The organism is Jeotgalicoccus halotolerans, from assembly GCF_003387165.1.
GTDB lineage: Bacteria > Bacillota > Bacilli > Staphylococcales > Salinicoccaceae > Jeotgalicoccus > Jeotgalicoccus halotolerans.
The window spans coordinates 38,544-60,839 of the sequence record NZ_QUMW01000013.1 but is presented as its reverse complement, the minus strand read 5'-3'; the positions used below and the strand labels follow the sequence as shown (position 1 = coordinate 60,839).

Sequence of the window (22,296 nt, the reverse complement as noted above, 5' to 3'; positions counted from 1 at the left end):
TAATTTATGGCGGACCATGATGAACAATTTCAGCAAATAAATATTACGAAAACGATGCGCAGCTCGTTTTTAAGCTATGCCATGAGTGTTATCGTATCTCGTGCGCTGCCCGATGTCAGAGACGGCATGAAACCGGTGCACCGCAGAATTTTGTACGGTATGCACGATAACGGTATGACTTCTGACAAGCCGTTTAAAAAATCAGCCCGTATCGTCGGAGATGTTATGGGTAAATACCACCCGCACGGCGACTCCTCAATTTACGATGCGATGGTGCGTATGGCTCAGGACTTCAGTTACCGCTACCCGCTCGTTCACGGCCAGGGGAACTTCGGTTCTATGGATGGCGACGGTGCAGCAGCAATGCGTTATACCGAAGCAAAAATGAGTAAAATCTCGATGGAATTAATGCGTGATATAAATAAAGATACAGTGGATTTCCAGCCGAACTACGATGAAAACGAAAGAGAACCATCTGTCCTGCCGGCACGCTTCCCTAACCTTCTCGTCAACGGTACGAGCGGAATCGCTGTCGGTATGGCGACGAACATTCCGCCGCATAATCTGACGGAAGTCATCAATGCGGTACTCGAGCTTGCGGACAATCCGAATGTTACGACCATGGAACTGATGGAACATGTTAAGGGACCAGACTTCCCGACTGCAGGTCTGATTATCGGTAAAAGCGGAATTAAGCGCGCGTATGAAACAGGACACGGTTCTGTTATTATGCGGGCACGCTGTGAAGTGGAACTCATGAAGAACGGTAAAGAACGTATCGTTATTTCAGAAATCCCATATCAGGTAAACAAGGCACGCCTCGTTGAGAAAATCGCTGAGTTAGTACGCGATAAAAAAATCGAAGGCATTACGGATCTGCGTGATGAAACGTCCCTTAAAGAAGGCGTCAGAATCATTATTGAGATCCGCAAGGACAAAAATGCGAATGTGATTTTAAATAATCTTTATAAACAGACGCCGCTGCAGACATCATTCGGTGTTAACATGCTGGCGCTTGTGAACGGCGAACCGAAAGTACTCGCTTTAAAAGAAGTACTTTATCATTATTTAGAGCATCAGAAAGTTGTCGTGACGCGACGGACGAAATACGAATTAAAACGTGCTGAAGACCGCGCGCATATTCTGGAAGGCTTGCTGATTGCACTCGATCACATCGATGAAATCATTAAGACAATCCGTGCATCCGATACGGATGAAGAAGCGAAAAACAGCCTGATGAGTCATTTTGACTTGTCAGAACGCCAGTCCCAGGCTATTCTCGATATGAGATTACGCCGTCTGACCGGACTTGAACGCGGCAAAATCCAAAATGAATATGATGAGATTCTTAAAAATATCGAATATCTGAAAAGTATTCTGAACGATGATGAAAAACTGCTTGAAGTCATCAAAGAAGAACTAACGGATATCCGCGAACGATTCGGAGATGAACGCCGGACGGAGATTACACTCGGCAGCATTCACGATATTGAAGATGAAGATTTAATTCCGAGAGAACAGATTGTTGTGACCCTGAGCCATAACAACTACATCAAACGCCTGCCGGCTTCAACATACCGCGCCCAGCACCGCGGCGGACGCGGAATCCAGGGTATGAATACGATCGATGATGACTTCGTCAGCCAGATTGTGACGATGAGCACGCATGATTATATTCTGTTCTTTACGAACACAGGACGCGTCTACCGCCTGAAAGGTTATGAAATTCCTGAACTGTCACGCCAGTCGAAAGGACTGCCGATTGTTAACCTGATTGAAATCGAAAAAGATGAAAAAATCAGTACGATGATCAGCGTGAAAGACAAAGACGAAACTGAAGGCTACCAGTTATTATTTGCAACGAAAAATGGTCTTGTGAAGCGGACACCGCTGGATGACTTTAAGCAAATTAATAAAAACGGTAAAATTGCCATCAGCTTCAGAGGCGAAGACGAACTCCTCGGTGTGCGTCTGACGGATGGTTCAACAGAAGTCATGCTCGGAACACGCGAAGGTTCATTAATACGCTTTGAAGAAGAACAGGTCAGAAGCATGGGCCGTACAGCAGCTGGTGTGAAAGGGATTAACCTTCGCGTTGACGACGAAGTCGTCGGTGTCGATGTCCTTGATCCGGGTCAGCATGTCCTTATCGTTACGGATAAAGGCTACGGCAAGCTAACACATGAAGAAGAATACCGCTCCATTAAACGTGGCGGTTTCGGTGTGAAAACTGCGAACCTGACAGACAAAAACGGTAAACTGGTGTTTATCGCGTCAGTAGACCGTGATGAAGATATGATGATTGTTACAGACAAAGGTGTTATTATCCGCCTGACAATCGATGCGATATCAATTACAAGCCGTAATACGCAAGGTGTGAGACTCATTCGCTTAGACGAAGAGCAGGATGTTGCGACGGTTGCGGTAGTGAAAAATGAAATTGCAGAAGAAGAACTGGAAGATGAAGGTTCTGAGATGGCCGAAGAAACACTGGAAGCGGAAGACAACCTTGAAGTTGAAACCGATGAAGTCGAAGAAGACTTAAATCCTGAAACTGAAGACGATTCGGAATCAGAAGAAGAATAAATGGTTAATAAAAGCACCTGAAACTCTCAAATCTGAGAATTTTGGGTGCTTTTTGTGTTTGTTGGACTTTTGCTCCGTAATGAACCGCTCTATTTCCGGTATTCCAGTATATCGCCGGGCTGACAGTCCAGCACTTCGCAGATTTTCTCCAGTGTCGAAAAACGGACGGCTTTTGCTTTATTGTTTTTCAATACTGATAAGTTCGCCATAGTCACGCCGACCTCATTGGCGAGTTCCGTCATGCTCATTTTTCGTTTTGCGAGCATTACGTCAAGATTTACGATTATTTTCGTCATATTGTCAGCTCATTTTCCTGTTTGATTGATACTGCTTTCATATTTTATAAATTAAATTTACCACCTAATGTACCTAAAAATATATTGTTTATCGATAAATTAAAGAAAACATACCTTCTTGTTTTTATTTTATGAAAGCGCTATAATAAAAATAGTTATTAGTGATTAGGCAGGTATATTATGACTCAAAGTACACATCGTGAATTTGGTAAATTCACTACACTCGTTGCATTGACTGATGAAGAAACAGCACTCCGTATACTGCCCCACTTTAAGTCATTTAAAGTGATGACGGGCAAAGTCGGATCTATGGATTTAAGCAAAGTCATCTCGTCGGTTGAAACTGCTGCGAAGCGCGGCGGACTCATTAATGGAGATATTTATCGTGAAACTCATTCTTTATATCACGCAATTTTAGAAGCGCTCCAAGGCGTGACCCGCGGAGATTTAAGCGTAGGGGAAATTATGCGTACTGTCGGTTTAAGGTTTGCGATTGTCAGAGGGAATCCATACGGCAGCGATGACGAAGGCGAATGGCTGGCTGTCTGTTTCTACGGAACAATCGGTGCGCCGATCAGAGGCAAAGAGCACGAGGCTTTGGGACTCGGTATTAATCATATTTAAATTAAATAGAATTGTCATAGACATTAGTTATTAGGGACATAAAAATCAATGGGATTTTTGTGTCTTTTTTTGTACGCAAATTTAGGAGGGATATCATGTCGGTTTTACATTTGGACGGCGAGCATTTAACGATTGATCAAGTAAAAGATTTCCTGGGAAATTCCGAAAGCACTGTGGAAATTACTGAAGATGCTTATAAGCGTGTGGATGCTTCCAGAAAAGTAGTGGAAAACATCATCGCAGAAGGTAAAACGATTTATGGAATTACGACCGGTTTCGGACTGTTCTGCGATGTTTTAATTTCAAAAGAGAAGGTGGAAGATCTGCAGACAAATTTAATTCGTTCCCATGCATGCGGTGTCGGTAAATCTTTTGAACAGCCGGTAGCATTGTTAATGATGGTCTTCCGCTTGAACACGATGCTGAAAGGCCATTCGGGTGTAACAAGAGAATTGGTTGAACAGCTGAGGCTGTATATTAACAAACGCATTATTCCGGTGGTGCCGGAACAAGGTTCACTTGGTGCTTCAGGCGACCTTGCTCCCTTGTCGCATATGGCGCTGACGCTGATCGGTGAAGGCGAAGTATTCTTTATGGATGAGAGAAGAAATACGCTCGATGTGCTGGAGTCGCTCGGCATCGAACCGATCACACTGCAGGCAAAAGAAGGTCTGGCACTGATTAACGGCACGCAGCCGATGACGGCTCAGGGTGTAATTAACTATATCGAAGCGGATAAACTGATGCACGACAGCTTATGGATTGCATCGCTGACGCATCAGGCTCTGAACGGCATTACAGATGCATACAACCATCAGATTCACGAATCAAGGGATTATCCCGAACAAATCTACGTCGCAGAAAAAATGCTCGAGTATCTGGAAGGTTCACAGCTGACGACGCGTCAGGGCGAAGTGCGCGTGCAGGACGGCTACTCTATCAGATGTATTCCGCAGGTGCACGGTGCATCACTGCAGACGCTGAAATACGTTAAAGAAAAACTGGAAATAGAAATGAATGCAGCGAACGATAACCCGCTGATTTTCAGTGAAGATGAAGTCTATTCAGGCGGTAACTTCCACGGTCAGCCGATTGCGATTGCAATGGATCTCTTAAAAATTGGTGTCGCTGAAATTGCGAATATTACCGAACGCCGCATCGAACGTTTAGTTAATCCGGCATTAAACGGTGATCTTCCAGCCTTCTTAAGCCCGGAAGAAGGATTGCAGTCTGGAGCAATGATTTTACAATATGCCGCAGCGAGTCTCGTTTCTGAAAATAAAACACTGGCCCACCCGGCAAGTGTCGACTCTATTCCCTCTTCTGCCAACCAGGAAGACCATGTATCAATGGGAACAATCGGTGCACGCCATGCGAGAGATATTATTAACAACGCACGCTACGTAGTGGCCACAGAGCTGTTTATCGCGATGACGGGAGCGGAGATTAAAGGTAAAGACAAATTGTCTCCGGCAACGCGCAAAAAATTTGACGAATACCGTCTGATTGCGGACTTTATCGACCATGACCGCAACTTCAGTATTGAAATTAATAACTTGTCTAAGGCATTAACGGAAGTTAATTAAAATAATTTGCACTTCTCCTTAAGAATTTGTTAAAAATTCAGAATTTATATAAGCTTGTCTTATATATCAGGTAATTCAGTAAAGGGGTTATGTTATGGTCTCGCGGAACGAGATGCGTCGTGAAAAAGGTTTTAAAATTTGGCGTTTCTTTGTGTTCAGTGCACTCGGGCTGTTTCTATTCTTCGTACCGGTCACCATGTCCGGAACAAGGTCGATTATGCTCGATCATATCGTCACTGTCATTCATAGCATTTTCGGGGAGAATATTCAGTATTACACCCTGGCAGTTGTTTTTGCCGGCACATTGATTCCGTTTTTGACTAAAACATGGAAAAAGAGTGCATTTAATATTCTGTTTACGATTTTTAAAGTACTCGGGCTCGTTATCGGCGTCATGGTTGTGTTTAATATCGGTCCTGCTTTCGTGCTTGATGGAAATATGGGACCGTTTTTATACTACTCGCTCGCTATCAACTTGAGTCTCTTAATTCCGCTTGGCGGTGCAGCACTTGGACTCATTCTCGGCTACGGTTTCCTCGTTTTTGTCGGCGTGCTGCTGGAGCCGGTCATGAGGAAACTGTTTAAAACACCCGGCCGTTCGGCAATGGATGCGATGGCTTCTCTCGTCGGCAGCTACTCAGTCGGGCTGCTGATAACGAACAGAACGTATGAAGAAGGTTTGTATAACAAAAAGGAAGGGCTTATTATAGCGACCGGCTTTTCCACAGTTTCGGTGACAATTATGGTTGTTGTCGCACGCACACTCGATTTGATGGATCACTGGGTGCTGTTTTTTATCATCGTTATGCTTGTGACTTTCCTGGTCACCGCTTTGACGGCTTATCTGCCGCCGATACGCAATGAAAAGGAAATATATTTCAACGATAAAAACAGCATCACCGAAGAAGATTACGAAGGTAACATACTGGAGTATGCATGGTACAAGGCGAAGCAGCAGTCGCACAATGCTCGGCCGCTCAGAGAAGATATATGGACGAACTTCCTTGAAGCGATGAAGATGACCGCTTCAGTCGTGCCGTCTGTTCTGTCTATCGGCCTGCTCGGTTTAATCATTGCTGAGTATACCGATGTGATTACCTGGATTTCCTACGTCTACTACCCGATTCTCTATATGTTTCCGCTTGAGAATGTGCCGCTGATTGCTGAAGCGGTAACGATATCCATTGTCGAAATGTTCCTGCCTTCCCTGCTCGCTGCGGAAGCAGACATTGTGACACGGTTTATAGTCGGGGTGACTTCTATTTCAGCTGTCGTCTTTTTATCCGGCTTAGTTCCCGCGGTATTAAGTACGAGTTTGAATTTACAAGTATGGAAACTAATTGCCGTGTGGTTTATCCGCACAGTGCTGTCACTGTTAATCGTAATACCAATCGCATTATTAATATTTTAAGGGGATGAAAATATGTCTAGAAAAATTATTGCAAAAACTGGTTTGGAAATCGAATGTAAAGGATGGGAACAGGAAGCGGCGCTCCGTATGCTGTATAACAACCTGGATCCTGAAGTTGCAGAACGTCCGGAAGATTTAGTTGTTTACGGGGGAATTGGTAAAGCGGCGCGGAACTGGGAGTCGTTTGAAGCAATTGAAAATACATTAAGAAATCTTGAAGCGGATGAAACGATGCTGATTCAGTCAGGGAAACCTGTTGCGGTATTCAAAACGCATGAGGAAGCGCCGAGAGTGCTGCTGTCGAACTCGGTACTTGTACCGAAATGGGCTAACTGGGAGCACTTCAATGAACTCGATAAAAAAGGTTTGATGATGTATGGACAGATGACCGCCGGTTCATGGATATACATCGGTTCACAAGGAATCGTTCAGGGAACGTATGAAACATTTGCGGAGCTTGCGAATCAGAACTACGACGGCACACTGCGCGGGACAATCACACTGACTGCCGGGCTTGGCGGCATGGGCGGCGCGCAGCCGTTATCAGTCACGATGAACGAAGGGGTCGCACTTTGTGTTGATGTCGATGAAACGAGAATCGATAAACGGATAGAAACGCGTTACCTGGATATTAAAACGGATTCACTGGACGAAGCCTTAAAACTTGCAGCAGAAGCACGAGATGCAGGGAAACCATTATCGATAGGTTTAATCGGCAATGCTGCCGAAGTGCATCATGAAATTTTAAACCGCGGCTTTGAAATTGACGTCGTGACTGACCAGACCTCTGCGCATGACCCGTTAAACGGCTATGTGCCGGAAGGCTACTCGCTTGAAGAGGCTAAAAAACTGCGTGAAGAAAACCCGGAAGAATACGTGAAACTGTCGAGTGCTTCGATGGCAAAACACGTTGAAGCGATGCTGCAGTTCCAGAAAAACGGTGCAGTCGTCTTCGATTACGGAAATAATATCCGCCAGGTGGCATTTGATACAGGTGTTGAAAATGCATTCGATTTCCCGGGCTTCGTACCGGCTTATATCAGACCGCTGTTCTGTGAAGGTAAAGGACCATTCCGCTTCGTCGCATTAAGCGGAGACCCGAACGATATCGCAGTTGCTGATAAGAAAATGCGCGAACTGTTCCCTGAGAACGAGAAATTATTACGCTGGCTCGATATGGCAGAAGAAAAAATTGCTTTCCAGGGGCTGCCTGCACGTATTGCATGGCTCGGTTACGGCGAACGCCGGAAGATGGGTCTTGCTCTGAATGAACTTGTCAGAACAGGAGAAATCTCAGCACCAATCGTTATTGGACGCGATCACCTGGATTCAGGATCTGTTGCCAGTCCGAACCGTGAAACTGAAAGCATGAAAGACGGCAGTGACGCAGTCGGCGACTGGGCAATTCTAAATGCACTCGTTAATACAGCTGCAGGCGGTTCATGGATTAGTGTACACCACGGCGGCGGTGTTGGTATGGGCTACTCGCTTCACGCCGGTATGGTAGTCGTCGCGGACGGTACTGACCGTGCAGCAAAAAGACTGGGCCGCGTATTAACAACAGATCCGGGTATGGGAGTCGCAAGACACGCAGATGCAGGATACGATATCGCAATTAACACAGCGAAAGAACGCGGTGTGAATATACCAATGTTAAAGGAGAATAAATAATGAATGATGTAATGATCACAAATATAAAGTCATTAATTTTACCGAAAAAAACCGAGGGACCTCTAAAAGGCAAAGAGATGGACGAATTAAACATCGTCGATGACGCTATTGTTGTTATTAAAGACGGCAAGATTGTCTATGCGGGAGCAAAAACAGATGAGTACGAAGCAAAAGAAACTATCGATGCAAAAGGCAAAATCGTTTCCCCTGCCCTCGTTGAACCCCACACGCATATCGTGCACGGCGGTTCACGCGAGCATGAAATGTCACTGAAACGCCAGGGGGTTGACTACTTAACGATACTTGAACAGGGCGGTGGTATTTTAAATACGGTCGAACGGACACGCGAAGCTTCATTCGATGAACTGTTAAATAAAGCATCAGTTAACATGACGCGCATGATTCAGCACGGTGTGTTAACTGTTGAAAGCAAAAGCGGCTATGGACTCGACCGCGAGAACGAATTAAAACAGCTTAAAGTATCAAAAGCGCTGGAAGATAAATTCCCTGTGCTGATGCGTCACACCTTCTTAGGCCCCCACGCCATTCCTAAAGGCAGAGAAGCTGAAGAATTTTTACAGGAGATGACGGATTTACTAGATGAAGTAAAAGATTATGCAGATTTCGCTGATATCTTTACGGAAACAGGTGTATTCTCTGTCGAGCAGTCGAGAAAATACATGGAAGCGGCACGCGAAAAAGGATTCCGCGTGAAAATCCATGCAGATGAAATCGATCCTCTCGGCGGCTTAGAACTTGCGATTGAGCAGGATGCAATCAGTGCAGACCATTTAGTGGCAGCGAGCGAAGAAGGCAAAAAGCAGCTGGCTGATTCAAATACGGTGGCGGTACTGCTGCCTGGGACAACTTTCTATCTTGGTAAAAATGAATTCGCTGATGCGCGCGGCATGATTGATCAGGGTGGAGCCGTGTCTCTCGCGACTGACTATAACCCGGGCAGCTGTGTGACTGACAATCTGCAGATGATTATGGCTATTGCGGCGTTGAAACTCAAAATGACGCCGAATGAAATCTGGAATGCGGTAACGGTAAATGCAGCTCACGCTATCGATGCCGACCGCGGCACGCTCGAACCGGGAGACGCTGCGAACATCGTCGTCTGGGATGCACCTAATCATGAGTATATTCCATATCACTACGGTGTAAACCATGCTTACAAAGTCATTGCAGACGGCAAACTGATTTTTGAACGTCCGGGCTTAAATTTATAAACTTGCGTTTTTAAAGGCCACGTTATAAAATAGCACCAAGTTAATATTTACTACTTTGAAAGAAGCAGTAGTATATCTGCGTCTATAGAGAGATCATGGCTGGTGGAAATGATTGCGTAATATGCGAATTTCTGTCTTTCGATAAATAAAGTAGCCGGTGAAAGCCGTTAAAATGTTAGAGATAGTATCAGTAAATGGTGCTAATTAGGGTGGCAACGCGTAGACCACGTCCCTTTCAGGGGACGTGGTTTTTATTTTTCCCTGATTTAAGCATTAAATATAAAAATTTTGGAGGTATGCACATGTTAGACATTAAAGTACTGCGCAACGATACTGAAATGGTTAAAAAGAAAGTAGCACAGCGCGGGATGGAACCTGTGTTAATCGATGATATTTTACGACTGGATAAAGAAAGACGTGCACTTATTTCTGAAACGGAAGAGCTGAAGAGCCGCCGCAACAAAGTATCACAGGAAATCGCTGTGAAGAAGAAAAACAAGGAAGATGCTGAAGACGTAATTAAGGAAATGCGGGACGTCGGTGAACGCATTAAGGAAATCGATGAAAGACTGAATACGATTCAAAGTGACTATCACGATAAAATGAGCCGTATCCCGAACTTAATTCACGATGACGTACCTGAAGGCAAAGATGATACTGAAAACGTGGAAATCCGCCGTACCGGAGAGCCCCGTTCCTTTGATTTCGAACCGAAAGCGCATTGGGACATTTTAGAAGACCTTGAACTTGCGGACTTCGACCGTGCTGCCAAAGTATCAGGTGCGCGCTTTGTCTATCATACTGGAGACGGTGCCCGCTTAGAGCGCGCACTGATGAACTTCATGCTTGATGTGCACAACAAAAACGGCTACCGTGAAATGATGACGCCGCAGATTGTTCGTGCAGAAGCAATGTACGCAACAGGACAGCTGCCGAAATTCGGTGAAGACCTCTTCAAAATCGAAGATGAGGAAATGTATACGATTCCGACTTCAGAAGTGACATTGACGAACTTTCACAAGGACGAAACGCTGGCAGCTGACCAGGTGCCGGTGAAATTCACTGCACAGACTGCATGTTTCAGAAGTGAAGCCGGTTCTGCCGGGAGAGATACACGCGGTCTAATCCGCCTGCATCAGTTCAACAAAGTTGAAATGGTGCGTCTTGAACGCCCTGAAGATTCATGGGCAGCGCTTGAGGAAATGACAGAACATGCCGAGAACATCTTAAACTTACTCGATATTCCCCACCGGACAGTGCTGCTTTGCACAGGCGATATCGGTTTTGGATCATCGAAAACATACGATGTTGAAGTATGGCTGCCGAGTTATAATGACTACAAGGAAATCAGCTCTATTTCAAATATGACGGATTTCCAGGCGCGCCGCGGAAACATTAAATTCAAGCGTGATAAAGATTCAAAACCTGAATTGCTGCACACGCTGAACGGCAGCGGACTTGCTGTCGGCAGAACGATGGCAGCGCTCCTTGAGAACTACCAGAACGGAGACGGCTCAGTGACTGTACCTGAAGTCCTTCAGCCATATATGGGTGGTCAGGAGAAGCTCGAAAGGTTATAATATAAATACCGAATGCTCCTATTCAAGACCAATAGGAGCATTCATTTTTAAAAGTACTAAAAGAGGAGTGTAACATTGAACAACAAAATACCAACGGGTACCTTAACCCTTACACTGCTCGCTGTTGTAGCTTATATTATGCTCACGGAGATCACCTTAATATTCGGTCCTGTCGTGATGCCATTTGCAATATACTTACTGTTGAAAATCAGGCAGCAGTCGAACGTCAACTACTGGATTTTATTTTTCAGTTTTCTCATACCGGCAGTACTGTTTCTGTCGCCGCTTGCTGCGGGCAGCTTTATAATTTTATATATCATTACAAGTCTCCTTGCCCACACGCTCGATAAGAACATGTCGCAGGAACTGACGCTGTTTTATACGACATTCGCTATCGGTTTAAGTACGATGGCGACAGTTGTGGTCATGCAGATGCTCGGTTTCTTAAGACCTTTATCGGAAATATATTCGACCTTTAGAAACTGGTATGCTGAACAGCTCAATGCTGTCAGCGAACTGACGCCTGCAGGTGTAGACGGAGAGACAATTCTTCAGTCGATGGATTTATACTTCCAGAACCTGCCTGCATTTTTAATAATCGGCAGCTTTTTCCTTGCCTTGTACATTATACTGATCGTCAGAATATTACCGCAGGACAGCAGGAAAATGTGGCACTACCGCAGTTTTGACAGATGGATGATGCCGAGAATGCTGCTTTATTTATACCTGCTGATTTTCATCATTATGCTGTTCAGCGGCAGCTGGGAAGAAAGCACTATTACCCTGTACAGTAATGTTTCTCTCCTCTTGGAGTGGGGACTGTTCATCCACGGGCTTGCATTCGCCTATTATTTCATGCTTCAGAAAAAACTGAACAAAGTGCTGGCTGTTATTATATTAATACCGCTCATACTGTTCAGACCTGTCACTGTACTTATCGGACTGTTCGAAATGATCTTTAGAATTCGATTAATCATGGAATTGAGGAGGAAATAGCAATGTTCAAAGTTTTAGATAAAAAATTGATGCTTATACCGTTTATTGTGCTGGCATTTCATATTTCTATACTTAGCATTGCTATTGTCATTAACCATACTGTTTTTGGCATAGTCACCATTATCGTCAGCATCTTGCTGCTAGCGCTGGTATATGTTTACCTTTACCGCTGGCTTGTGCTCACTGAAAACAGAGTTGTCGAGCTGTCGAAAGATATCGCTGGCGCGAGACAGTACGTCATTGATGACCTGCCTCTCGGTGTTATTTTACTGAATGATGACGAGGAAATCTCATGGCTGAACCAGTTTATGTCGGAGGAAATTCCGGAAGAATTTCACCATGAACCGATTAACCGTGTCTTCCCGAATATTATGACGACGCTGAAGGCGAATAATATTCAGACAATCGATACGTCTTACAGCGACAAGAACTATCAGATTCACTATCATCAGGAGCATAACGCTCTTCTGCTCATCGATATTACCGAAGAGAAAACGATGCAGAAGCAGCTTGAAGATAAAGACCCGGTTATCGGAATTCTGTTCCTTGATAACTATGATGATATGACGCAGAATATGACCGAAGCGCTGAAAAGTGATTTAAATAACAGTCTGACGAACACGATTAATGACTGGGCAGAGGAGCATAATATATATTTGCGCCGCTTTTCAAATGACCGCTTTATGATGGTCATGTCCGCGAAGAGTCTCGCTGAAATTGAAAAAACTAAATTTGTACTGCTCGACCAGGTTCGTGAAAACTCAGCGGATCACGGTGCCCAGATTACTCTAAGTATGGGAATCGGCGAAGGATCCGCTGACTTTATCGAAGTGGGCGAACTGGCGCAGTCGAGTCTCGATCTTGCCCTCGGCCGCGGAGGCGACCAGGTTGCGATTAAAACTATTAATGGCAGTGCGAGATTTTACGGCGGTAAAACCGATCCGATGGAAAAACGCACGCGTGTCAAAGCCCGCGTTATGGCGCATGCCCTCCGCGATATTCTTTTAGAAGGCGACAACGTTATTATCATGGGACATAAAAACCCCGATGTTGACTCTATCGGCTCATCAATCGGTGTAGCTAAGATCGCCAGTTCCAACGGCATCGAAGCGCATATCATTTTAAATGATGAAGATATCGATGATACGCTGTCCCGTCTGATGAAAGAAGTTGAATCGCGGGAAGAGCTGTACGGGACCTTTATCAGCAGCGAAGAAGCCTGGGATAAGATGACACCGAAAACGACGATTGTAATCGTCGATACTCACCGCCCGTCGATGGTGCTGGATGAGGATATACTGAATAAATCAACGCGCAAAGTGGTCATTGACCACCACAGACGCGCTGACGAGATGATATCGAATCCCCTGCTCGTTTATATGGAACCGTACGCGTCCAGCGCGAGTGAACTTGTGGCGGAACTTCTGGAATACCAGAACAAGCAGAATAAACTGTCGCGCATCGAAGCGACAATTATGCTGACAGGTATTATCGTGGATACGCGGAACTACACTCTCCGTACAGGTTCCCGCACCTTTGATGCTGCGAGCTATCTCAGAAGCAACGGTGCGGACCCTGTACTCGCCCAGACGTTCTTAAAAGATGATATCGATACGTTTATCGCGCGGAGTGATTTAATTAAATCCGCAGAAATAAGCGATGAAGGCATCGCCATCGTCAAGGCGGACGAAACGATGACCTATCACCCTGTCACAGTCGCCCAGGCGGCAGACCAGCTTCTGCAAATCGAAGGTGTCCAGGCATCATTCGTGATGGCTTTAAGAGAAGATGAGACAATTGGAATTTCAGCCCGTTCATTAGGCAAGGTCAATGTGCAGATTATTATGGAACAGCTGAACGGCGGCGGTCATTTAACAAATGCAGCGACGCGCATGGAAGGCAAAACCATCGATGAAGCATACGATGAATTAACAGAAGTAATTGATACTTTTATAAGTAATAGGAGTGAAGAGGAATGAAAGTAATCTTTTTAAAAGATGTTAAAAATAAAGGCAAAAAAGGCGAAGTGAAAGAAGTAGCAACAGGTTATGCGCATAACTTCCTGTTCAAAAAAGGACTCGCTGAAGAAGCGAATGCGGTCAACCTTAAAAAACTGGATGCCGAGAAAGAAGAAGCCCGCCAGCAGGAAGCTGATGAGCTTCAGGCTGCGAAAGATTTAAAAGCTGAACTTGAGGGCAAGGAAGTAGAAATCAAAACGAAAGCCGGCGAAGACGGCCGTCTGTTCGGTTCTGTAAGTTCTAAGCAGGTCATCGAAGCGTATCAGAAGCAGCACGATATCAAACTTGATAAACGCAAGCTGGATATGCCTGAACCGTTTAGAAGCTTAGGTTATCACAAAGTATCTATTAAATTGCACAACGAAGTGGAAGCAGAGTTAAAAGTACACGTTGTTGAACAGTAAGATGAATAACAGGAGGAATCGATAATGGAAATGAATCGCCAAATGCCGCATGATAATGATGCAGAACAATCGGTGCTTGGGGCAATCTTCATCGATTCCTCCATTTTTTTAAATGTCACTGAAATTATAGCACCAGAAGACTTTTACCGTCCGGAGCACCAGCAGATTTTCCGTGCGATGATGCTTCTGTCAGAAGAAAATGCCGAGCTCGATGTCGTGACGATTACCGATAAACTGCGCAGTATGGATGAGCTGAATAATACGGTAAATCCGCGTTATCTGGGTGAACTGTCGAATGTCACACCGACGAGCCGCAACTGGCAGTTCTATGCAGATATTATTGCACGGCAGTCGCTGCGCCGAAAACTCATCAGCGTGGCTGATGAAATTGCGAGCGACGGCTTCCAGAATGAAGTAGATATTAACGAGCTGCTGGCGGAAGCTGAATCCCGTATTATGGGTGTATCAGAAGGACGCCGCAGCGACGGTTTCAAATCGATGAAAGAAGTCGTGCACGAAGTTTACGAACAAATCGAAGCGCTCGCAGGAAATAATTCGGGCATTACCGGTATTCCGACAGGCTACCGCGATCTCGATTTTATGACGTCGGGCTTCGGCCGCAACGACTTAATTATTCTAGCCGCCCGCCCTTCGATGGGTAAGACAGCCTTTGCTTTAAATATTGCAGGCCATGTCGGCACGTCGCCGGACGGCTACACCGTAGCGGTCTTCTCCCTTGAAATGGGAGCTGACCAGCTCGTCAGCAGAATGATTTCAAGCCAGGGTATGATTGACGCGACGAAACTGCGTCAGGGCTCGCTCGACCACCAGGATTGGGATAACTTCACGACAGCTATCGGGACACTCGCCAATTCGAAGATTTTTATCGATGACTCAGCAGGTATCCGCGTGAATGAAATCCGTGCGAAATGCCTGCGCTTAAAACAGGAACACGGACTTGATATGGTGATTATCGATTACCTGCAGCTGATTCAGGGATCCGGCAGCCGCCAGGGAGAAAACCGCCAGCAGGAAGTTTCGGAAATTTCCCGGATGCTGAAAGGTCTCGCCCGTGAAATGCAGTGTCCGGTAATCGCATTGAGTCAGCTTTCGCGTAGTGTTGAATCGCGCCAGGATAAGCGTCCGATGATGAGTGACCTGCGTGAATCAGGTTCCATCGAACAGGATGCGGATATCGTTGCCTTCCTGTACCGCGATGACTATTACAACCGCGGTGACGGCGAGGATGAAGAAGAAGGCGCACAAAGCGTTCAGGATGAAATAGAGATTATTTTAGCGAAACACCGTAACGGTCCGACAGGAACGGTTAAATTAATTTTCAATAAATCCTATAGTAGCTTTTTTGACCAGGATACACGTGATTTTGACGATAATTATATACCGCCGGCATAGAAGTCCGAATGTTTTTCGATAGTCCAACGAAAAACGTTCGGACTTTCGTTGATTTTTGTAAAGATTATTGGTAACATTGGTAACGGTAAAATTAATCAATCATTTGGGGGCAATCATATGTCTGGAACAGTAGTTGTTGGAACACAGTGGGGAGACGAAGGTAAAGGTAAGATTACGGACTTCCTGTCGGAAGATGCACACGTTATTGCACGATTTTCAGGTGGAAACAACGCAGGTCATACGATTCAATTTGGCGGGGAAACTTACAAACTTCACCTCGTACCATCAGGAATTTTCTACGAAGATAAACTATCTCTAATCGGCAACGGTGTCGTGATTGACCCGTTATCTCTTATAAAGGAACTGGACGGTCTGCTTGAACGCGGAATCAGCGTGGACAATCTGCGTATTTCAAACCGCGCTCAGGTTATACTTCCCTATCACCTTACACAGGATGAACTGGAAGAAGAAGCACGCGGCGATAATAAAATCGGTACGACTAAACGCGGTATCGGCCCATCGTACGTAGATAAGGTTCAGCGCATTGGTATCCGTATGGCTGACCTGATCGACGATGAAGTATTTAAACGCCGCCTGAAAGAAAATCTGGAACTGAAAAATCATATGCTGAAAGCATTATATGATCACGAAGGATTCACATTTGATGAAATCTACGCACCGTATAAAGCTGCTGCAGAACGTTTGGCACCTTACGTATGCGATACTGCCAAACTGCTCGACGATGCTTTCACTGAAGGTGAAAATGTTCTGTTTGAAGGTGCACAAGGTGTCATGCTCGACGTTGACCACGGGACATACCCGTTCGTTACATCAAGCAACCCGGTAGCAGGAAATGTTACTGTCGGCTGCGGTGTCGGCCCTGCACATGTTAAAAATGTAGTCGGTGTATGTAAAGCATATACATCACGCGTTGGAGACGGTCCCTTCCCTACTGAGCTGTTTGACGAAGATGGCCACCACATCCGTGAAGTCGGCCGTGAATACGGTACGACAACAGGACGTCCGCGCCGTGTAGGCTGGTTCGACTCAGTCGTAGTCCGCCACTCAAGACGCGTCAGCGGTATTACAGATCTGTCGCTAAATTCAATCGACGTAATGAGCGGACTTGAAACAGTTAAAATCTGTACTGCTTATGAAATCGACGGCGTTGAAATTACAGAATACCCAGCAACACTGGAAGATTTAAAACGCGCGAAACCAATTTATAAAGAAATGCCGGGCTGGTCAGAAGACATTACCGATGTGAAAACACTGGAAGAACTGCCGGAAAACGCATATAACTACCTGCGTGAAATTGAGAAGCTCTGCGGTGTGAAAGCATCTATCTTCTCTGTTGGACCGGACAGAAACCAGACAAACCTGTTAAAAAACTTCTGGGATGAGAAGTAATATTGATATGAATACCGGGCATGATTATGTCCGGTATTTTTTGAATTGGTCGGGTTGTGAGATGATTTTGAGCATGAGCCGCTCCGTCCGCAACATTATTCCAAAATAAGTGTTGTATTCAAATTCACAATCATGTTATAATAAATCTTGTGCAAATCGCATAATATTTACCATGGCCCGTTGGTCAAGCGGTTAAGACACCGCCCTTTCACGGCGGTAACACGGGTTCGAGTCCCGTACGGGTCACTTTTCTTCTGATTATAAAACTGTATATAAACTGGTCCCGTGGTGTAGCGGTTAACATGCCTGCCTGTCACGCAGGAGATCGCGGGTTCGATTCCCGTCGGGACCGTCAATAAAGTCTCCAGCATTTATGCTGGCAGACTTTTTTATTTGTCTGAAAAGTGATACATTTAAAGATGGATAAGTTTATGTACAAAATATGTACACGTGAAATGAGGGACATCTAAATGGCCAAGAAAATAGTTGTTGTTGATGATGAAAAACCAATTGCAGATATACTCGAATTTAATCTGCAAAAAGAAGGATACGAAGTTCACTGCGCCTATGACGGCAATGATGCCTTGGAACTGATCTTGGATATAGTGCCGGATCTTGTTCTTCTTGATATTATGCTGCCTGGTATAGACGGCATGGAAGTGTGCCGCGAAGTTCGTAAAAAACACGATATGCCGATTATTATGCTTACCGCCAAAGATTCCGAAATAGATAAAGTGCTGGGACTTGAGCTCGGTGCGGATGATTATGTGACAAAACCTTTCTCCACGCGTGAGTTAATCGCCCGTGTGAAAGTGAATTTACGACGCAATAATACGGTAAGTACGAAAGAAGACGAACCGGAAGATAAAAATATATATATTCGGGATATTACTGTTATCCCCGACTCTTATGCGATTAAGAAATTCGGTAAAGATATCGATTTGACCCATCGCGAATTTGAGCTGTTTTTATATCTGGCAAAATTTAAATCCCAGGTCATGACACGCGAACACCTGCTTGAAACAGTATGGGGCTATGATTACTTTGGCGATGTGCGGACGGTGGATGTTACGGTGCGCCGTTTAAGAGAAAAAATCGAAGACGATCCAAGTCATCCGGAATACATCATGACACGCCGCGGCGTCGGGTATTATATTAAAGGTGATGACTAGATGAAGCAGTTTTTAAAAAACCTGCAGTCGCTCCAGTTTAAACTGGTAATGATATACATGCTTCTGATTATTATCGGAATGCAGATTATCGGCTTGTATTTTACCAATAGTCTGGAGCGTGATTTAACGGGGAACTTTAAAAATAATATCGATTCGCAGGTCACTCTGATTGATACACGTATTAAAGAGATTTTCGAGGAAACGGGAGATGACCGTGAGCAGATGCGGGCAGAAATTCAAAGCCTGCTGGCTGATTACGGCAACCGTCCTGAAATAGAAGAAATCCGCTATATAAATACAGATAATATTCTCGTCGGGACGAGCAGAATATCAAACGAGTCGCTCGTCGGCTCCCGCATCAATGAACCGATGTCGCAGGATGCTCTCGAGTCCGGCATCGCAAATGATGAAATTTTCGTCAACGTCGATAAAGACAATCAGCGCGTATGGATTTTAAATCAGCCGGTCGCCGTCAATGATGAAGTGGCCGGTGTTATTTACGTTGAGTCAAATGTTGAAAGCATATATATGCAGCTTGAAGCGATTAACAATACATTTATTATCGCCACCCTATTCTCTTTGGTGATTACGAGTATTCTCGGTATCTTTGTCGCGCGGACGATTACGAAGCCGATTACAGATATGAGAAACCAGGCGCTCCTGATGTCTGAAGGTGACTATACATCACGCGTTCAGATTTACAGTGATGATGAAATAGGCCAGCTGGCCGGCAGTTTTAACATTCTGTCAAAAAGAGTGCAGGAAGCCCAGGCGAACACCGAAAGTGAAAAAAAACGTCTCGACTCGGTAATTACCCATATGTCGGATGGTATTATCGCCACGGACAGAAAAGGACGCATCCGTATCGTTAATGAAATGGCAGTCGGCATGCTTAATTTAAGTATGGATTCGGACGAGCTGCACGGCAAAAATATGCTGGAGCTGCTGCGTCTCGGTGAAGAATTGAATCTGGAAGACATTATCCAGGAAGCAAACGACAGTCATTTAATCTTTATCGATACTGCAGATGAAGCAACGACGTTACGCGTTAACTTCTCTACAATCGTTACAGACACCGGATTTATCAACGGTTATATCGCTGTACTGCATGACGTTACAGAACAGGAACGCATCGATGCTGAACGCCGGGAATTCGTTGCCAACGTGTCGCACGAACTGCGCACACCTTTGACTTCCATGAGGAGTTATATTGAAGCACTCCAGGAAGGTGCATGGCAGGATGAAGAAATCGCACCTAAATTCCTGAGCGTAACACGTGCTGAGACCGACCGGATGGGACGTCTTGTCGAAGACCTGCTGCAATTATCGCGTATGGATAACGATGCAGAAGAAATTCAAAAAGAAGTGGTTGATTTTAAACTCTTTATTAACCGTGTAATCGACCGTTTTGAGATGACTCACAAAGAGGATGTTGTGTTCACCCGCCATATTCCGGATGCTCCCCTCTTCACTGATATCTCAGTGGATAAAATGGGACAGGTGCTGGATAATGTTCTGTCCAATGCGATTAAATATCAGCATGGCGAACCGAAACGCGTCGATATTCACCTGAAGCAGAATACTTTATATAACCGGATGACGATACGTATAAAAGACTACGGACTTGGCATACCGAATAATAAAGTAGAGCGGATTTTTGACCGTTTTTACCGAGTGGATAAAGGCCGTGCGCGTAAAATGGGCGGCACAGGTCTCGGGCTTGCAATTTCGAAAGAGATTGTCGAAGCACATAACGGTAAAATATGGGCAAACAGCGTAGAAAATGAAGGGACAACAATCTTTATCAACTTGCCTTGTGAAGTGATAGAGGAGGATGAGTGGGATGTATAAAGAATGGCTGAAATCCATCCTGTTAATCGTCATCGTTGCTTCGAGTGCAGTACTGACCTATCTCGTCTGGAGTTACGAACCGGAGTTTTCTCAAATTGACACAACAATTGAAGGAACGACGAATATCGGCCAGGGTGAGAGCGTATCTTTTGAACAGGTTATGAGTACGTATCAGCTGGTCTGGATACAAGGTGAAAACAATACGCGCGGCACGACGGATCCGAGGACTTTAATCGGCCTCCGGAAGAACCTGGAAGGTTCGAATATTACGAGCATGAATGTGTATAACAGTCTCAACCGTCTGAATGTCAGAGGAGAAGAAAATAATGAGGAAGAGTTTCTAATCATCGATTATTTCTCAGATGTGCCCTCAAAATCCCTGTTTCAGACACTCGGCCTGTCGCACGACTCCACTCTGCCCGATTTTTCTTTTGACCGCATCGTGGTTGATATGAAAGAAGCTAACGTTGTCTTTAACCTGATTGATGAAAACCGTTCGAGAGTTGCAGTCGTTGAAACCGATATTGCTGCTGACTTTTTAAAAGGACATGTTGAATCATACAGCGATACTTTCGAAGCTTATACACCGATTATTACCAACCAGCAGACATCGAATAACAAGACAGCAATTTACGGGCCGTCTTCACCAGGTGAAATTAATACTGAACGATTTATGATAACCCAGGTTAATACTGATGTTATGAACCGTATATTATTTTTAGATTCTCCGATGGAAAGCCCGTCGCAAGGAGATGTAGCAATTTATGAAGATGAAAATCATATTGCTACATATAATACAGAAACGTATGAGTACACTTATACAAATCTTAATGAATCGACTGCTTCGAGCGGCAATAACCACCGGACAATTCAGGATATATACTACTTCTTAAACTCGCATAACGGGCTGTCTCAGAACAATGTGCTTTTTGATTATACAGCGAGCGAAAATGCAGCGACCTTCCGTTCGACCCTAAACGGACGTGTCGTCTTCAGCGAAGGACTGAGCACTGCGATTACTGTAAAATACGGCGCGAATTCAGTCTATGAATATACGCGGCCGCTGATACAGACCAATGCAAAAGTATCGGATGAAGAAGAAGTGGAACTCTTAGATATTGAAAATGTCCGCTACCAGATTGCGCTGCATGGCAATTTTGATCTGCAGAAAGTATCTAAAATCGTTCTTGGTTATGATATGACTTATGCTGATGAGGAAACGGATCTGGAGTTTATCGATTATACGCCGCAATGGTATGTTAAATATGACGGTGCGTGGATGAAATTCAATGAGGGAGGGCTGTCCTGATGGATTGGAAATTAACAAAATCCCTTTTTATAGCTGCCTTCCTGCTGATGAATTTAGTCCTTATTTATATTTTGTACAACGAATCGAATGAAGAAGTCAGAGAACTGGCAGATACGACGAATGTCCTGTCGGAAACGAATATCGACACCAGTGCACTGGATGGATTTGAAAACGTCCAGATGCAGATTATTATCGGTGATCCGGCAGAACTTGACCACGAAGAAGATATGTCGGAAAACGATACGGTGCTGACCCTGCCGCTCGACGACAAGGTAACTTTTGCTCCGGAAGGTTTGAAGACTTACAAAGACAATTCGATTTACAGAGGCGAGGAATACCATTATGATAAAGTAATGAGCACGCCGGATACGATAACATTTAACCAGCATTACGATGGTTATCCAATCTTCAGCCACGAAGCAGCAAGACTGTACTTCAGCGAAGAATCAGGAAGTATGACTCAGGGCTATGTAGAGAACATCGAAGAAAGCGATTATGCTGTGGAACAGAATGTGCGTCATCCGAAAGTGATTGTTGAGGAACTGTATATACAGGAAAATATTACTGATAATGCAGTCATAGAAAGTGCGGTCCTCGGCTACTACATCATACTGGAAGAAGATGACCAGATTATGATGCGCCCGAAATGGCAGTTTGAAATTACTGATGAAGGCATTGAACGTATACTGTACATCGATGCGCTGAGTCAGACAGAAGATATTATTGAAAGAGAGTGA

The 22,296-nt window shown here is 44.8% G+C and carries 17 protein-coding genes, 2 tRNA genes and 1 other annotated feature; of the genes, 18 read left to right on the top strand and 1 reads right to left on the bottom strand.

From position 1 onward, the window contains the following. The first annotated feature begins 6 nt into the window (after positions 1–6). The gene (gene gyrA / locus DFR63_RS08705) at positions 7–2,586 is read left to right on the top strand and encodes a DNA gyrase subunit A (RefSeq protein WP_115885562.1); all 2,580 of its coding nucleotides are present in this window, start codon (positions 7–9) and stop codon (positions 2,584–2,586) included. Between the two features lie 89 nt (positions 2,587–2,675). Here gyrA and DFR63_RS08700 read toward each other — a convergent pair whose 3' ends face one another. Continuing rightward, positions 2,676–2,882: a helix-turn-helix domain-containing protein gene (locus DFR63_RS08700; RefSeq protein ID WP_115885561.1), complete on the bottom strand. Its 207-nt coding sequence runs from the start codon at positions 2,880–2,882 to the stop codon at positions 2,676–2,678. A gap of 180 nt (positions 2,883–3,062) precedes the next feature. Here DFR63_RS08700 and hutP point away from each other — a divergent pair, with 180 nt between their 5' ends. From hutP to yycI, 17 genes are all read left to right on the top strand, one after another. After that, complete coding sequence (gene hutP, locus DFR63_RS08695; protein WP_228063433.1) at positions 3,063–3,506, top strand: histidine utilization transcription antiterminator HutP; 444 nt, start codon at positions 3,063–3,065, stop codon at positions 3,504–3,506. 95 nt (positions 3,507–3,601) lie between these two features. Beyond that, positions 3,602–5,092: a histidine ammonia-lyase gene (gene hutH, locus DFR63_RS08690; RefSeq protein WP_115885559.1), complete on the top strand. Its 1,491-nt coding sequence runs from the start codon at positions 3,602–3,604 to the stop codon at positions 5,090–5,092. Between the two features lie 94 nt (positions 5,093–5,186). Further along, complete coding sequence (locus tag DFR63_RS08685) at positions 5,187–6,503, top strand: YjiH family protein (protein ID WP_115885558.1); 1,317 nt, start codon at positions 5,187–5,189, stop codon at positions 6,501–6,503. A 12-nt stretch (positions 6,504–6,515) separates the two neighbouring features. Continuing rightward, on the top strand, positions 6,516–8,174 hold the full coding sequence (gene hutU, locus DFR63_RS08680) for a urocanate hydratase (RefSeq protein ID WP_115885557.1): 1,659 nt from the start codon (positions 6,516–6,518) through the stop codon (positions 8,172–8,174). Next, the gene (hutI, locus tag DFR63_RS08675) at positions 8,174–9,406 is read left to right on the top strand and encodes an imidazolonepropionase (protein ID WP_115885556.1); all 1,233 of its coding nucleotides are present in this window, start codon (positions 8,174–8,176) and stop codon (positions 9,404–9,406) included. Before hutU ends, hutI begins: the two co-directional genes overlap by 1 nt. 51 nt (positions 9,407–9,457) lie before the next feature. Next, positions 9,458–9,643, top strand: a binding site (T-box leader). Between the two features lie 65 nt (positions 9,644–9,708). After that, a complete protein-coding gene (gene serS / locus DFR63_RS08670) occupies positions 9,709–10,986 on the top strand; it encodes a serine--tRNA ligase (protein WP_115885555.1) in 1,278 nt (425 codons plus the stop codon). 75 nt (positions 10,987–11,061) lie between these two features. Further along, positions 11,062–11,982, top strand: a complete 921-nt coding sequence (locus DFR63_RS08665) for a DUF2232 domain-containing protein (RefSeq protein WP_115885554.1) — start codon at positions 11,062–11,064, stop codon at positions 11,980–11,982. Between the two features lie 2 nt (positions 11,983–11,984). After that, the gene (locus tag DFR63_RS08660) at positions 11,985–13,961 is read left to right on the top strand and encodes a DHH family phosphoesterase (protein WP_115885553.1); all 1,977 of its coding nucleotides are present in this window, start codon (positions 11,985–11,987) and stop codon (positions 13,959–13,961) included. Continuing rightward, complete coding sequence (rplI, locus tag DFR63_RS08655) at positions 13,958–14,404, top strand: 50S ribosomal protein L9 (RefSeq protein WP_115885552.1); 447 nt, start codon at positions 13,958–13,960, stop codon at positions 14,402–14,404. Before DFR63_RS08660 ends, rplI begins: the two co-directional genes overlap by 4 nt. Before the next feature lie 24 nt (positions 14,405–14,428). Then, positions 14,429–15,817, top strand: a complete 1,389-nt coding sequence (gene dnaB, locus DFR63_RS08650; protein ID WP_115885551.1) for a replicative DNA helicase — start codon at positions 14,429–14,431, stop codon at positions 15,815–15,817. 117 nt (positions 15,818–15,934) lie between these two features. Then, positions 15,935–17,227, top strand: coding sequence for an adenylosuccinate synthase (locus DFR63_RS08645; protein ID WP_115885550.1), 1,293 nt, complete (start codon positions 15,935–15,937; stop codon positions 17,225–17,227). 174 nt (positions 17,228–17,401) lie between these two features. Beyond that, positions 17,402–17,473, top strand: a tRNA-Glu gene (locus DFR63_RS08640). A gap of 33 nt (positions 17,474–17,506) precedes the next feature. After that, positions 17,507–17,579 (top strand) — tRNA-Asp (locus DFR63_RS08635). 118 nt (positions 17,580–17,697) lie between these two features. Further along, complete coding sequence (gene yycF / locus DFR63_RS08630) at positions 17,698–18,399, top strand: response regulator YycF (protein ID WP_115885549.1); 702 nt, start codon at positions 17,698–17,700, stop codon at positions 18,397–18,399. Further along, positions 18,400–20,250 carry a cell wall metabolism sensor histidine kinase WalK gene (gene walK / locus DFR63_RS08625; protein WP_115885548.1) on the top strand — a complete coding sequence of 617 codons (1,851 nt, stop codon included), beginning with the start codon at positions 18,400–18,402 and terminating at the stop codon, positions 20,248–20,250. Next, positions 20,243–21,559: a YycH family regulatory protein gene (locus DFR63_RS08620; RefSeq protein WP_115885547.1), complete on the top strand. Its 1,317-nt coding sequence runs from the start codon at positions 20,243–20,245 to the stop codon at positions 21,557–21,559. The genes walK and DFR63_RS08620 overlap by 8 nt, the downstream gene beginning before the upstream one ends. Continuing rightward, a complete protein-coding gene (yycI, locus tag DFR63_RS08615; RefSeq protein ID WP_115885546.1) occupies positions 21,559–22,296 on the top strand; it encodes a two-component system regulatory protein YycI in 738 nt (245 codons plus the stop codon). Before DFR63_RS08620 ends, yycI begins: the two co-directional genes overlap by 1 nt.